The organism is Microcoleus sp. AT3-A2 (assembly GCF_036705685.1).
Lineage (GTDB): Bacteria > Cyanobacteriota > Cyanobacteriia > Cyanobacteriales > Microcoleaceae > Microcoleus.
This window is the reverse complement of the sequence record NZ_JAUBVF010000001.1, coordinates 222,020-236,317: the sequence shown is the minus strand read 5'-3', so window position 1 is coordinate 236,317 and position 14,298 is coordinate 222,020. Positions and strand designations below refer to the sequence as shown.

At 45.2% G+C, this 14,298-nt stretch carries 11 protein-coding genes; 5 read left to right on the top strand and 6 right to left on the bottom strand.

Going from position 1 to position 14,298, the window contains the following annotated elements; translation table 11 throughout:
• Positions 1 to 98: 98 nt before the first annotated feature.
• Positions 99 to 3,245, bottom strand: coding sequence for a peptidase domain-containing ABC transporter (locus QUB37_RS01040; protein WP_333158251.1), 3,147 nt, complete (start codon positions 3,243 to 3,245; stop codon positions 99 to 101).
• A gap of 779 nt (positions 3,246 to 4,024) precedes the next feature.
• On the opposite strand from QUB37_RS01040, the gene QUB37_RS01035 reads away from it, so the two are divergent.
• Together QUB37_RS01035 and urtA are read left to right on the top strand one after the other, a co-directional pair.
• Positions 4,025 to 4,339, top strand: coding sequence for a winged helix-turn-helix domain-containing protein (locus tag QUB37_RS01035; protein ID WP_333158249.1), 315 nt, complete (start codon positions 4,025 to 4,027; stop codon positions 4,337 to 4,339).
• Between the two features lie 1,077 nt (positions 4,340 to 5,416).
• On the top strand, positions 5,417 to 8,341 hold the full coding sequence (gene urtA / locus QUB37_RS01030) for an urea ABC transporter substrate-binding protein (protein ID WP_333158247.1): 2,925 nt from the start codon (positions 5,417 to 5,419) through the stop codon (positions 8,339 to 8,341).
• A gap of 366 nt (positions 8,342 to 8,707) precedes the next feature.
• Here the strand turns inward: urtA and QUB37_RS01025 are convergent, their stop codons facing one another.
• On the bottom strand, positions 8,708 to 9,190 hold the full coding sequence (locus QUB37_RS01025) for a hypothetical protein (protein WP_333158245.1): 483 nt from the start codon (positions 9,188 to 9,190) through the stop codon (positions 8,708 to 8,710).
• 180 nt (positions 9,191 to 9,370) lie between these two features.
• On the opposite strand from QUB37_RS01025, the gene uvrB reads away from it, so the two are divergent.
• From uvrB to QUB37_RS01010, 3 genes are all read left to right on the top strand, one after another.
• Positions 9,371 to 11,383: an excinuclease ABC subunit UvrB gene (uvrB, locus tag QUB37_RS01020; protein WP_333158243.1), complete on the top strand. Its 2,013-nt coding sequence runs from the start codon at positions 9,371 to 9,373 to the stop codon at positions 11,381 to 11,383.
• A gap of 68 nt (positions 11,384 to 11,451) precedes the next feature.
• Complete coding sequence (locus QUB37_RS01015) at positions 11,452 to 11,727, top strand: DUF4926 domain-containing protein (RefSeq protein WP_333158241.1); 276 nt, start codon at positions 11,452 to 11,454, stop codon at positions 11,725 to 11,727.
• Positions 11,728 to 11,783: 56 nt separating this feature from the next.
• On the top strand, positions 11,784 to 11,873 hold the full coding sequence (locus tag QUB37_RS01010) for a hypothetical protein (protein WP_333158239.1): 90 nt from the start codon (positions 11,784 to 11,786) through the stop codon (positions 11,871 to 11,873).
• 39 nt (positions 11,874 to 11,912) lie between these two features.
• Here QUB37_RS01010 and QUB37_RS01005 read toward each other — a convergent pair whose 3' ends face one another.
• The 4 genes from QUB37_RS01005 to QUB37_RS00990 form a co-directional block, all read right to left on the bottom strand.
• A complete protein-coding gene (locus QUB37_RS01005; protein ID WP_333158237.1) occupies positions 11,913 to 12,281 on the bottom strand; it encodes a type II toxin-antitoxin system PemK/MazF family toxin in 369 nt (122 codons plus the stop codon).
• Between the two features lie 8 nt (positions 12,282 to 12,289).
• The gene (locus tag QUB37_RS01000; protein ID WP_194064236.1) at positions 12,290 to 12,691 is read right to left on the bottom strand and encodes a hypothetical protein; all 402 of its coding nucleotides are present in this window, start codon (positions 12,689 to 12,691) and stop codon (positions 12,290 to 12,292) included.
• Between the two features lie 90 nt (positions 12,692 to 12,781).
• Entirely contained in the window at positions 12,782 to 13,129 is a 348-nt protein-coding gene (locus tag QUB37_RS00995) for a hypothetical protein (RefSeq protein ID WP_333158234.1), read from the bottom strand.
• A 587-nt stretch (positions 13,130 to 13,716) separates the two neighbouring features.
• Positions 13,717 to 14,241: a hypothetical protein gene (locus tag QUB37_RS00990; protein WP_333158232.1), complete on the bottom strand. Its 525-nt coding sequence runs from the start codon at positions 14,239 to 14,241 to the stop codon at positions 13,717 to 13,719.
• Positions 14,242 to 14,298 lie beyond the last annotated feature (57 nt).

The following is a 14,298-nucleotide window of genomic DNA, read 5'->3' as shown; positions in this document are numbered from 1 at the left end:
TTAGGAGTCAGGAGCCAGTAAAAATGATATTTAGTCTTATATTGGTTGCTAATGATTAATGACTAATGACTAATGACTAATGACTAATGACTAATGACTTAAATATCGAGTTGTTGCTGAGCGAGGTGATAGTAAAGTCCGCGTTCAGCCATCAATTCGTCGTGGTTGCCTTGTTCGGCTAAAATGCCTTTGTCTAGAACCAAAATTCGATCGGCATTACGCACCGTAGACAACCGATGAGCGATAATAAACGAAGTGCGATCGCGACTAATACGGGCGAGATTTTGCTGAAACCTGCGCTCAGATTCGGTATCCAGCGAAGAAGTTGCTTCATCCAAAACCAAAATTCGGGGATCACCCAAAAGAGCGCGGGCGATCGCAATTCGTTGTCGCTGACCCCCAGACAAACTCGTTCCCCTTTCCCCCACAGGAGTTTGATAACCCAGCGGCATATCTTGAATAAAAGCGTGAGCTTCTGCTAGCTTCGCCACTTCTATCGCCTGTTCCAAGCTTGCAGAAGCAGCATCATTTCCGTTTTTATACAGCGTAATATTTTCCAAAATCGTTCCCGAAAATAAGAAACAATCTTGAGGAACAACACCCAACTGAACTCGCAGCGACTGCAAAGAAATGTGGCGAATATCGTGGCCGTCAATTGTCAGCCGCCCCTTTTCTGGATAATAGAAACCTTGCAGCAGCTTTACCAAAGTGCTCTTACCGGAACCGCTGCGGCCGACAATTGCCACAGTTTCTCCAGCTTGCACCTCAAAGGAAAGATTTTGCAGCGTATTGCGTTCCTCATCCTGAGCATAACGGAAAGAAACATTGTCAAACTTGACGTTTCCTTGAATGCGAGGCAGCACCAGCATTGGCTTGTAAGGGCTTTCTTCAGGTTGGGCAGAGAATACATCATCCAAACGCTCGATCGAAACGAGCACTTCTTGAAACTCATCCCAAAGTCCCACTACAGACAGCACAGGAGAAATCACGCTCCCAATCATCATATTAAAAGCGACAAATTGACCGATCGTCAACTCGTCTTGAATCACCAGCATTGCCCCGTACCACAGCAAAGCCGTGCTGCCCAAAGTATTAATCCCACCCCCAATTACCTGCAAAGAATTAGCCAACTTCTGGCCGCGAAATTTAGCATTAATCATGGAAGTTAATTGGTCTTCCCAGCGCCAGCGCATTTCTCGCTCAGCAGCAGTTGCCTTAACCGTCGCTACCCCAGTAATCATTTCCACCAAAGATGAATTTTGCTTGGCACTTTCGGTAAAAATCTCTCGCGACACTTTTCGCAGAAAGGGAGTTGCCACTAAAGTCAAAATCACGATCGGCGGAATCAACGCCAGCACCAACAAAGCCAGACGCCAGTTATAGTAAACCATCAGTCCGATGTAAACTACAGCCATCAAAGCATCCAACCAAGCCGTAATAGCTTGGCGAGTCAAAAATGCCTGAATTTTTTGATTTTCCTGAACCCGCGTCAAGATATCGCCCACCTGACGAGATTCAAAAAACTTGATCGGCAAACTGAGAGTGTGACTGATAAAGCCGCTAATTAAAGTCAGGTCAATCCGGTTCGACAAATAATCCAGCAAATACTGTCTCGTTGCACCCAACAGCGATCGCCAAACACTAAACAGCAGCAGCCCGATCGCAAAAACGTGCAGAGTTACTATGCTTTTGCTGACAACCACTTGGTCGAGAATTACTTGGGTAAATAGGGGAGTAACTAAACCAAATAATTGCAGCAACAAGGAGAGGAGCAGAATTTGGGCGATCGCAGCGCGGTAGGGCCAGACTATGCCAACAAAATTTTTAAGTTTGATGCCTTGATGTTCGGCAGTGTGATTGCGGTATAGTTCCGCTGTCGGGTCTAAAATTAGGGCGTACCCAGTCCAATTTTCGGTAAAACTTTTAATGCTCATCCACCGCTTGCCCGCAGCCGGATCAGCCACTAAAACTTGTTGATTTTTAAAGCGGTAAACTGCCACATAGTGATTGCCTTGCCAGTGAGCAATCCAGGGATTTTGATTTCGCAGTGGAGTTAAAGAAGCTCGCACGGGACGGGTTTGAAATCCCATCCTTTCCGCTGCTTTTGCCAGACTCTTGAGTGACGCGCCACTGCGACCGATTTCTGCCAATTCGCGTAAGTAATTTAGGCTGAATTTTTTACCCCAATATTCGCTAATCATGGCTAAGCAAGTAGCTCCACAATCTGCTGCGCTCTGTTGTTGAATGAATGGGTGCCTGCTGCTCAACCAGCGCCGCTGCTTGGGTTTGGGAAAGCTGATGATTCCGGCTGGGGGTTTTTGCTGAGCAACTGCGGTTAATTTTGATGGCTCGGTTTTTGAGGTAGAGCTGGCATCTTTTGGCGGCGCTACTAAGCTTAAAATTGGAGGTTTGCGGATGATTTTAGGGCGGGAATTGCTTTCGGAACTAATTGTGGCTTTAGCGATTTCCCACTGTTCCCTGCTAAGCTGGTAAATTAGCAGGTCTTTTACCGCTATCCAGTCGCTCTTTATGTCTGAATATTCCCAGTTACTGCCGATAATTGGCGGTGCTTGACCTTGAATTTGACCGCTGCGGAGCCAAAAATGATCGTTGGAGTTTTGGCAGTGCTCAGCGAGGGAAACTCCGGCCGGAATTCGGCTTTCTTCTATGTAAGGAAGTAAGTGCGGCCACAGAATCTGTTGTTGGTGGGGAGGGAGCGATCGCAAATCTGTTTGTGTCTTGAAAAATATTAACCGCTGTCGCTGTTTAAATTCTTGCTGCAAGTGCTGTTGCAGTTGCGGGGATTCTTCTAAGATAAGCTGCAATGTGGTGGCGGCAATTCGAGCGATTTGGCAAGTACCGGCCGCAATTGCTCTGTAAGGAAGTACGTTTTCAATAAATAAGTCTTCTGTCCCAAATATTGCTCCGACTTCCAGTACCACCGCCGAAATCTCCTGCTGTTGAGACGCTTCTACCGCTAGCAGCCTGACTCTTCCCTCGCAAACCAAATAAAAATTGCGATCGCTCTGTTCTTTTTTAACGAAATTGTTGCTATTATCTGATGTTTGATATTGAGTGATTTCATCTCCGAGCTGAAACTCGCAAATTTCACAGGCTGTATTTAATTTCGCCACTAATGTCGGTTCTGCACCGACTTCCTCGAAAATTTTCTGAATAGCCGGGAAATTTTCCCAGGCTTCTGGGGTTTTAAAAATTTGATTTTTAACCCCTAAATTTTTTTTCATAACTTACCCTGTCAAAAATTTATTTCATTTTTCTTGAATGAAAACTAACCCGGCTATGAGCTATTTTTATTGGTTTAGTTGCAACCTAGTTGGCTTAAAAACTGTTTGTCGATATGTCCGACTAACACCTCTTAGTTACGGCATCCCTTCAACGCCTTTAGGATATATAAAGTTGCGTTTTTTCAGGATTTTGTGGTGATTACGTAAGTGTGGTTTTGGCTGGCTCTCAGTTTAACTTACAAAATCGTGGTTTTGGCTACCTTTAAGGGCAATCTTTACGTAATCTTTATAAAACTACCGTAATTATACGGATATTTGTTAAGATTATGTGAAGCTGGGCGAGCCAGTTGTTGTGTCCGGTATACGTATATATACGCAAAAATTTACATTCAGGATTCAAAAACCATCAATTTTCGACGCTTATTGGTGAAGTCCAGATTCCGAACATTGTCAACAAATATTGATAACTGTTAGTTTGTAGCAGCAATTAAAGCAATTAATTCACCATCTAATCTGGGTATGTAACGAATTAAAGTAAAATAGAAAATTCTGTTGTTGATAAGGGCCTTCCATTTAGGGGTGACTTCTGTGAGGGCCCAAACCCATCATTATCGCTACCCATCACTATCCGTCTAAACCCCGATTAAAAGTATCGGTTTCTCTGCGTAACGAATTTTGTGCGATCGTACTCAGTGTATTTGTTGTCCAAAAGCATGGAATAGTGTATAACCCAACAACCAACTCAGGAAATTGTCGAAGCTGCTTTACAAAAACGGGATATGATGATTGTCATGCCGACGGGCAGTGGCAATTCTTTGTATTTTCAATTACCGACACTGTTGAAATCGGGATTGATAGAAATATTATTAACAACCATAGAGAGAGACTCTCAAGAATTAGGAGATGATTTTGTCAGATGGACAGCGCAGAGATTAGCAATATACTTAGAGAAATCCACAAGAACAAAATTAAGTGGAGGAAAAGTTCGGAGGAAATTAAAGAAAAAAAAGTATGTTTACCTTTGGGCAAAGTCTAGTCTAGATTCCAAGAGAAATCCCGAAAAAAGAACAGCTTTTAAAATAAAGATAGCCTAATATTTAAAAATAGCAAAATCAACACCCGAAAGATTACAGGTATAGTTTTGCGACGAGATTAGATTTTGTTTAAGAGTCACCAGAAGAAAGAAATGGTGTAAAAAAGGCATCAGAAAAAATTTCATATTAGACAGAAAAAAGGGAAGAGTTAATCTAATGGGAGGAGTGAGGTATTCAGATAAAAAAAGTGGGTAGAGTTAATCAATAAAGGTAATTCACATAATTTTTATAAAATGCTAAGAAGTTTTATAACGATCTAATGAATGGGTAAAAACAGGTGGTCAAGCCTCACAAGTGGCTAACAAAAAGCAAAAATAGTGATCTTTCTTGATAAGGCTCGTTTTCGTAATAAAGAAGAGTACCTGAAACAAATGAAACAGAAATCCCTAATCTTTATTTATAATTTGTCCCCAAATACAGCCCCGGCTATAACTTAATTGAATTAGTATGCGCTTAGACCAAAGAATATATTGCCAATAGTATGCTATTTACATCTATTGAATAGCTAAAGTATTTATGGCAGATCCTCTTAAAATAAGGACAATTAATAATTGAATGGGAGCGAAAAATCAAAAAGCAGGGTAATGCTTGTATCACTGTTTAAATGTGCAACAGCTTAGTTTACAGCATGACACATTGTACTCTACAGAGCGACAATGCTTTTTGAATTTGGGATAACCCTTCCTTTTCTCGCCTTTTTTACAGCGGCTATAGAAGCTAGATATAGAAGCCCAAGCGCGTTCCGCACTGGCTTGATGGGCGGCTGAATAGAGGTTTTTCACGAAAGCGCTATGCCGGCAATATCTTTGCAGAGTGCGTACAAGATGGGTTTACTAACATCTGCGTTGTCCATCCAAAATCTGACAGCTTTGTTTCTAATGAACTCGCCTGTTCGGATGGCTTCATGAAGTGCACAGTATTGGTCTTTCGTTCCATTTTTTAGCTTTGCTTTTCTTACTATCATGATATGATTATATGAAACCTCAGCACTTTTTATCAAGGAAAGTCCTAGATAAAAGCCGCACTTAAGTGCGGGGCTTTAAACCCCATTTTTCGGTAAAAATTATCTAAAACCCTATGGGAGCAAGGAGCAGTAACCCTCTCGAAGCAGCCGGCCCGACTCGTGAGCCGATCAAAATAGGCGTTTTGCATTCCCTGACGGGCACGATGTCCATCAGCGAAATTTCAGTTAAAGATGCGACGCTGTTGGCTGTTGAGGAAATTAATGCCGCGGGAGGGGTGCTCGGACGCCCCTTGGAAGCGGTTATAGAAGATGGAGCCAGCGATTTGCAAACTTTTGCTCAAAAAGCTAAGCAATTGCTCCTAGAAGCGCAGGTGGCAGTGGTATTTGGCTGTTGGACTTCGGCGAGCCGCAAAGCTGTACAGCCGGCTTTCGATCACGGCAGCGGGTTGCTGTTCTATCCGGTGCAGTATGAAGGGCTAGAACAGTGTCCGAATATTTTCTACACTGGTGCTGCCCCGAACCAACAGATTGTGCCTGGGGTGAATTATTTGCTGGCACAGGGGAAGCGGAAAATTTTTTTGTTGGGTTCGGACTATATCTTTCCCCGGACGGCAAATCGGATTGTGAAAGCTCAACTGGCGGCACAGGGGGGAGAGTTGGCGGGGGAAGTGTATCTGCCACTGGGTTCGGGGGATGTGGGCGAGGCGATCGCACATATCTTAGCAGTGAAACCAGATGCTATTCTCAACACTCTCAACGGCGACAGCAATGTGGCTTTTTTCCAAAAGTTGCGGGAAGCTGGCGTGAAACCCGATAATTTGCCCGTGATGTCGGTCAGCGTAGCAGAAGAGGAAGTGCGGGCGATCGGGCCGTCCAATATTGCTGGACATTTGGTGGTTTGGAACTATTTTCAAACGGTGGATACACCGGAAAATCGTAAATTTGTCAAGGCTTATAAAGCCCGATACGGGGAAAATCGAGTCACGGATGACCCGATCGAAGCTGCTTATTTGGGCGTTTACCTCTGGAAGCAAGCAGTAGAAAAAGCGGGTTCGACAAATGTGGTTAAAGTCAGGGCGGCTGCTAAAAATATTGAGTTTGCAGCGCCTTCGGGCAAGGTAAAAATAGATGCCCAAACTCAGCATATTTGGAAAACAGTGCGGATTGGCAAGGTGAGGGTGGACGGTCAAATTGAGGAGATTTGGAATTCCGGCGCACCGGTTCCGCCAGATCCTTTTCTCAAAGCCTATCCTTGGGCGGCGGCATTTGCTCCGAGGCAGATTTCTTTGGGAACTCGGGCTTCTTTGAGCGGGCTGTTTGTCATCTTGGTACTGATAACTTGGATGGCGGTGGGAGTCGGGTGGATGGGTTCTGTGGAGATGAAGAACTATTTGCTGGCAATAGAGGCTGCCTCAGCTCCGGCGGGGGTTTCTGAGGCAGCAATGGCGGTGCTGGTGCAGCAAACTCTGGCAGTGGTAAGCCGCACTCAGCACTGGCTGCTGGGGGCTTTGGTTTTGAGTGCGATCGCGGGGATAGGGGGTTTTGTGTCGGTGTCAGCAATTATTCGGAATCTCGGCTTGCTGCGGGAAACTGCCGAACAGATGGCCAGCGGTGATTTGACGGCTCGATCGCCGGTGGTTTCTAATGACGCGATCGGGGTGCTATCTTCTACTCTCAATACAATGGCTCAGCAAATCAGCAGTTTGCTCAAGGGTTTGGAAGTGCGGCAGCGACAGCTAGAGGAACGATCGGAGGAATTGGAAGTTGCTAAGAATGCTGCCGAAGCTGCCAACCGGGCGAAAAGCACTTTTTTGGCAAATATGACTCACGAGTTGCGGACGCCTTTGAATGCGATTATCGGCTACAGCGAGCTGCTGCAAGAAGAGGCTCTGGAACTCGGCGAAGAAGAGTTTGTGATGGATTTGGCAAGCATTAATATGGCAGGCAAGCAGTTGCTCACCATTATTAGTGACATCCTGGATATTTCTAAAATTGAAGCAGGAAAGGTGACTCTTTTTTTGGAGACTTTTGAGGTGTGGAATTTGATCGAGGAGGTTGTCACTACTGTTCAACCAATGCTAGGGAAAAATGGCAATACTTTGATCGTCAATTGCGATCGCAATATTGGCACGATCTACTCCGATTCGTCGAAGCTGCGACAAGCGCTGTTGAATTTGGCTAGCAATGCTGCTAAGTTTACCGATCAAGGCAAAATTACGATTAATGTTTGGAAGGAAGAAGGGAAGGTTTTGCCGATCGGCAACTCCGAAGAACTCTCGGCAGATCCTTCTCGGTGTCAACAGCCTTCGATCGTCTTTCAAGTCACCGATACCGGCATTGGCATGACTGAGGATCAGGTGTCGAGGCTGTTCGGAGCTTTCACCCAAGCGGACGATTCTACTACCCGCAAATACGGCGGCACCGGTTTGGGGCTGACAATTAGCCGGAAGTTTTGCCAGATGATGGGCGGAGACATTAAGGTTGAGAGCGAATTTGATTGCGGTTCTAGTTTTACGATCCGGTTGCCGATTGCGGTTACAAACCCGAAACAAGTGCCGGACGATCGAGAAATCGCACAAATGCAGCCGAAGTCTTGCGAGGATTTAGAAACGAGTGTAGCGACGACTGAAGCGAAGCAAAAAGCTGTGCGATCGCAACCGCTGGATCTGCCCGATGCTGCTACTGTGCTGGTGATTGACGACGATCCAGACGCGCGGGATTTGATGACCCGCTGCTTGTCGAAAGAGGGATTTCGGGTGCGATCGTCGGCTAGCGGTCAAGGGGGGCTACTGTTGGCTAAGGAGTTGCTGCCGGACGCGATTATTCTGGACGTGATGATGCCGAGTATGGACGGCTGGGCAGTGCTGTCTACCTTGAAAGCCGATCCGGATTTGGCTGAGATTCCGGTGATTATGATAACTTTTTTGGACGACCAAAATCAGGGTTTAGAATTGGGAGCGGCGGAGTATTTGAGGAAGCCTGTGGATTACAAGCGCTTTGCTGCTTTATTGAGTAAATATCAGGGTATCGGGAAGTAGTTAGTTGACTGTTGACTGTTGACTGTTGACTGTTGACTGTTGACTGTTGACTGTAATTATTACAGTTCTGGACGCCACAAATTGTTATATCCGCTATTGATAAGGGTAAGGTGCGTCGCCCGGAAAAATCTCCAAGTTTCATTTCTCATCTGAGGGCGACGCACCCTACAGATTAGCATTTCACTTCAAGAGAAAACCGCTATACATCCCTCTCAATTACCAATTACCAGACGTACCTCATTAAACCCAGAAGTGCTATGGTTATTGCTTATTAGTAGCAGGTAACAAATAAGAAATAACAACAGTCAACAGTCAACTGACAACGGTCAACAGACAACAGTCAACTAACAACTAACAACTGACTAATTAATCTAAGAAGCCCATTAATGTCGAGCTATCGTCAATTTCGTTTGACGCAATAGGGCGGTTTCCTCCCATTGTGGAGTAAACTTCATCAATGTGCAGAGTGCTGATGGCAATAGGGCGGGCACCGGACATACTGAACATTTCGCTGACTTGCATGGCGCTGGAGCCGATCGGGCGATTGCCGAGTGTAGCAACCACTTCAAAGTCGCTGGATTCCACCGGGCGATTGCCTACAATGCCGTAGGTTTCGCTGATGTGCAGGGTGCTAGTGCCGATCGGGCGATCGCCCGATATCGAGACGATCTCGCTGATGGTAAAATCGTCTGGGCCGACGGGACGGTTGTCATGCAGGTGTGGCGGCCGATAAAGTTGAATTCCTGTTGCTTTGGCATCCGTGGGTTCTGTCGCTTGGCTTTTGGAACTGCCTTTGCCGCGGCGGGCGATCGCTTTGCCTTTGCCTGTACCTGTGCTGCGCGTATCCATAATTCTTTTCCTCGCTTATTGCTGTTGATTGCTGGGTTCGGACAACTGCTTTTGTGGGCTTTCTGCTTTCTATTTCGGCCGATGATTAAAATAATATTACAAAGTCTAACTATTTTTTTAACGAAATTGCATAATCTCTGCATTTTTGTTAAGATTTATGGGTAATAGCTACATTTTCCTATGGTAACTGCGGCAGCATCTTTTCAATTGCAAGCGCCCTTCCAGCCCACAGGCGACCAACCGCTAGCGATCGCCCAACTTGTCAAAGGCATCGAAGCGGGCGATCGATTTCAAACCTTACTCGGCGCCACAGGTACGGGTAAAACCTTCTCCATTGCCTCGGTGATTGAAAAAATCGGCAGACCCACCTTAGTTCTAGCACACAACAAAACCCTGGCCGCCCAACTGTGCAACGAACTGCGAAATTTTTTCCCTAACAATGCAGTCGAATACTTTGTCAGTTATTACGACTACTACCAACCTGAAGCATACATCGCCGTCACCGATACTTTCATTGAGAAAACGGCAGCAATTAACGACGAGATAGATATGCTGCGGCACTCCGCCACCCGATCGCTCTTTGAACGCCGCGACGTAATTGTAGTTGCTTCAATTAGCTGCATCTACGGTTTGGGAATGCCTGCAGAATACCTGAAAGCTGCTATTCCTTTGCGAGTAGGAATGGAAGTCAACCAGCGGCAAGTTTTGCGAGATTTAGTTAACGTCCAATACAGCCGCAACGATATAGATTTAGGGAGAGGCAAATTTCGCGTCAAAGGCGATGTTTTGGAAATCGGCCCCGCTTACGAAGATAGAATTATTCGCGTTGAATTCTTCGGCGACGAAATTGATGCCATTCGCTACGTTGACCCGGTAACAGGTAAAATCCTGCAAAGTTCAACGGCTTTAAATATCTATCCAGCGCGCCACTTTGTCACGGCAGAAGATAAATTAGAGGCTGCTTGCCAAGGAATAGAACTCGAATTAGAAGACAGATTGGCAGAATTTGAAAAACAGGGGAAACTCTTAGAAGCTCAGCGTTTAGAACAGCGCACGCGCTACGATTTGGAAATGCTGCGCGAGGTAGGTTACTGCAACGGAGTCGAAAATTATTCGCGGCATTTAGCAGGGAGAAATGCGGGGGAACCGCCAGAATGTTTGATTGATTATTTCCCGAAAGATTGGATGTTGGTGATAGATGAATCTCACGTCACAGTGCCGCAAATTCGGGGGATGTACAACGGCGACCAAGCGCGGAAAAAAGTATTGATAGAACATGGTTTTCGTTTGCCGAGTGCGGCAGATAACCGCCCTTTAAAAGCAGAGGAATTCTGGGCAAAAGAGAATCAGTGCATCTTTGTTTCTGCTACGCCTGGGGATTGGGAAATGGAAATATCTGAAGGCAGAGTTGCAGAGCAAGTAATTCGCCCTACGGGAGTAATAGATCCGACGATTTTCGTGCGCCCGACGGAAGGACAAATAGATGATTTGTTGGGGGAAATTAAGGAGAGAGTAAGTCGGGACGAGCGAGTTTTGGTGACGACTTTAACGAAGCGGATGGCGGAAGATTTAACCGAATATTTGCAGGAGAGGGCGATTAGAGTGCGGTATTTGCACTCGGAAATTCAGTCGATTCAACGCATCGAAATTATCCAAGATTTGCAGGATGGTAAGTTTGATGTATTGATTGGTGTTAACTTGCTGCGGGAAGGTTTGGATTTGCCGGAAGTTTCGCTGGTGGTAATTTTGGATGCGGATAAAGAGGGGTTTTTGCGATCGGGACGTTCGTTGATTCAAACGATTGGAAGGGCGGCGCGGCACGTTCAGGGACAGGCTATTTTGTACGCGGATAATTTGACGGATAGTATGGTTAAGGCGATCGACGAAACGGATCGACGCCGGGGGATTCAGCTAGCGTACAATAAGATGCACGGGATTACGCCGCAGCCGATCGCCAAAAAGCGATCGAGTAATGCGATTTTGGCATTTTTGGATGTGTCGCGCAAGCTGAATTCTCAGCAGTTGGAGGAGGTTTACGAACAGGTAAACGAGTTATCTTTGGATGAGATTCCTCAGTTAATTGGGCGGTTGGAAGCGCAGATGAAGGCGGCGGCTAAGAAGTTGGAGTTTGAGGAGGCGGGTAAATTGCGCGATCGGATTAAGCATTTGCGGGATAAGCTATTGGGACATTAGACTTCTGATGAAAAGCAGAGTCTTGAGCAGGCAAGATGCCTGCTCCACAAGAATTATGCGAGACATAAATGAGCAAATTTCAATTATTCGATGCAGTTAACTTAACCGAAGCAGTCGCCCTCGCTGATGGGGAGATTGCACCCCCAGAAACAGCCGGGGCAATTGTTGAGGTTTTCAAGAATGGTGAAGCTTATTTAGTAGAATTATTTGGCGGATGGGTGAAAGCGGAAGTTAGCGGGGATTTTGTTCCTGCAACTCAGGATGAACCAGGAGCATTTATGGAAACGATGGGTGTTGAAACAGTTGATCCGCATCAGTTGCAATTACTAAAATCTGCCGACTAAATCATGGGATTCGAGAGCATTTACTGTCGGTTTTAAATAATTTACCTGACGAGTTAGTGGCTGAAGTCTGCGACTTTGCGGAGTTTTTGCAGGAAAAACAGGAAAAAGTGCGTGAAGCGAAGCTATCCCGTAGGGAATCGTATTAAGCATCTGCGCGATAAACGGTTAGGTAATGAAGGGAGAATTCAAAAGCCAAACATCGCTTTTAGTCCATTTGCGATCGGCTGATACTCTTCTGCGGTTAAACTGCCAAGATAGCGCAATACTCGCCGGATATCTACAGCGCGTACTTGATCCAGCAATACTATCGAGTCGGCCGTTAGATTTCCCATTCCTGCCTGAAGACTTGGGTATAAAATTGGATTTTGTGCAGTCCAATCTCCTGATTGTCTGGTAATTGGCACAACAATCACAAGCTCAAAACGGATCGTACCTGTGTTGCTTGGCCTGCCCACTACTACAGCAGGGCGTATTCCTTGCTGTTCGTGCAGTGCAGGCGTTTGAGGAGGGAAATCAACCAGTAAAATATCGCGGATGGTGAATCTATTAGCCACGCTTATTGCTATACCCTTTCGTCTTCAAGAATAACAGCACCTACTCCCGGTATATAGCGCACGGGTTGACCAAGTTTCATCGGGTCTACATCTCCCCAATCATAGGGAGGAATTTCATTATCGACGAGGTAAAGTTGGCGCCAAGGCGATTTTGCCAATGCTTCCTCGGAAATGTCAGGAAAAAATATTAGCACTTCTGCGATGCCAACGGGAAAACCATTGAGTTTGCTCAAGCCATCTATAATGGCGGCTAGAACTGATAAGTCTAGGTGGTTGAGGTTTTCGGCTTTTTCGATCAGTTGGTATACGGTTTCAGGATTGAGTGTTTCGCCCACAGCTTCGACTAAGTTTTCGGGGGTGAAACCTCGACATTTCAAGTATTCGGCTAGTTGTAAGCGAATTGTACTCATGGGTTTAGTTGAGAAAGATTTTAGGGTGAAGTGCGATCGCCCTTTACCATTGTCCTATTTTTTGGAGGGGAAGGGCGATCGTACTTTCTATCAGATTCCTAGTCGATATGCTGCATATTCGCGAGCACGACAGTCTGCGTTTGATGAACCATCGTTATCCCAGTCATTTGGCTGCCAATCACGTTCGCGCCTCAAGTCATCTATTTCTTGTTGCTGTTCAAGGACTTTTTCCTCAAAGGATTGGATAGTTTTATCCTTAGCTTTGATAGTTTCATCCTTTGCTTCGTTTTCCTCAAGCAGACTGCGGTTCCACTCCGCCAAAGCGCGGTTCGACTTCGCCAAAGCGCGGTGTGACTCCGCCAAAACAGAGAGGGTTTTCTTAGTCCGCCGAAGGTTGGTGTACAACGACTCGCATTGTGGAGTATAATTAGGGGACATATATTTCAAAAGTTACGTTGACTTGTGGTGGTCTGAAGTTGAGATGTCAAACCACAGGGAGTTCGCTAGCTAAAGCAAGGCCTCTGTCTGAATCATTAGTTCAGGCGGGGCTTTTCCGTATCAAATATGATTTGCTATTGCAAAAACTACAAGACATTAAAGCGTTGTCTTTCTTACACTTGGCAATGTGAGGAAGTTTTGTTCGATCTTGTATTTTAAAAATTTAACACTAAAAAATTCAATTGTCAAGCGAGCAATAAGACCGTTTGTTTTCTTTATTAAGGAGATTTAAACATCCGATGGCAGACATTCGATGCCGATTTAATCTAATACGCTTGAATAGTGCAGTCTACCGCGCTATGGGTAAAGTGGATGCCAACTCAACCTCAATTTACCGACATCCGATGCCGCTTTAATCTAATAGGCTTGAATAGCGCGGTATACCGGGCTATGGGTAAAATGGATGCCAACTCAACCTAAATATCTACTAATAATTGAACCCCGATTGAATCGATAGCGGTCAGATATGGCAAGGGTTTCAGAAATATAAAAAAAAGGTCGATCGCCCAAAACACCACCCAAACAAACTACTTGCTCAATACCGCAGCATCGGTACTGCTAGCAAAAGCCGGACTAATAAACTCCTCCTTCTCTTCCAACGTGATGTAACCTTTATCTACAGCTAGCTGCATCACTTCCTGAAGAAAACCTCTGAACACATCTAATACGTGAGTGCGATCGCACTCAAACTGCTTTTCCCAGCACGAAGTCCCAAACTTGATCCAAGTGCAGTTAATCTTATTGTCGATCGGTAGCAACATAATAGTGAACCAACTCTCACCAAAGTCTATTTCTATTGGTTTACCTTGCGATAGCTTCGCAATTTCCTGTGGAAAGTTATTCTCTATCATCATGCAAATATCTAAATCTAAAAATACCTCGATTTTCTCATCACCTATTTCTATTAAAACTTTATGGTCGAACTCAAAACAGAAACATCGCCATCCCATTTCAAAATGAGAAAGCTCTCCCAACGGATCTTCAGGAGGCTCTGCGTAGTTTGCTAAGAAACGCTCGGATAATTTAAAATTAAATTTTTGATTGCTATTCATCGCTGTTCATCCTAAACAATATAAAAACTTAATAAGTTGGGTTTCGTTTTGTGACTT

Excerpts from the sequence above, each read along its gene's own strand:
- QUB37_RS01035 (WP_333158249.1), top strand. The coding sequence starts at position 4,025 with ATGATGATTGTCATGCCGACGGGCAGTGGCAATTCTTTGTATTTTCAA.
- QUB37_RS01025 (WP_333158245.1), bottom strand. The coding sequence starts at position 9,190 with ATGGATACGCGCAGCACAGGTACAGGCAAAGGCAAAGCGATCGCCCGC.
- QUB37_RS00995 (WP_333158234.1), bottom strand. The coding sequence starts at position 13,129 with ATGTCCCCTAATTATACTCCACAATGCGAGTCGTTGTACACCAACCTT.
- QUB37_RS01040 (WP_333158251.1), bottom strand. The coding sequence starts at position 3,245 with ATGAAAAAAAATTTAGGGGTTAAAAATCAAATTTTTAAAACCCCAGAA.
- QUB37_RS01015 (WP_333158241.1), top strand. The coding sequence starts at position 11,452 with ATGAGCAAATTTCAATTATTCGATGCAGTTAACTTAACCGAAGCAGTC.
- urtA (WP_333158247.1), top strand. The coding sequence starts at position 5,417 with ATGGGAGCAAGGAGCAGTAACCCTCTCGAAGCAGCCGGCCCGACTCGT.
- QUB37_RS01000 (WP_194064236.1), bottom strand. The coding sequence starts at position 12,691 with ATGAGTACAATTCGCTTACAACTAGCCGAATACTTGAAATGTCGAGGT.
- QUB37_RS00990 (WP_333158232.1), bottom strand. The coding sequence starts at position 14,241 with ATGAATAGCAATCAAAAATTTAATTTTAAATTATCCGAGCGTTTCTTA.
- uvrB (WP_333158243.1), top strand. The coding sequence starts at position 9,371 with ATGGTAACTGCGGCAGCATCTTTTCAATTGCAAGCGCCCTTCCAGCCC.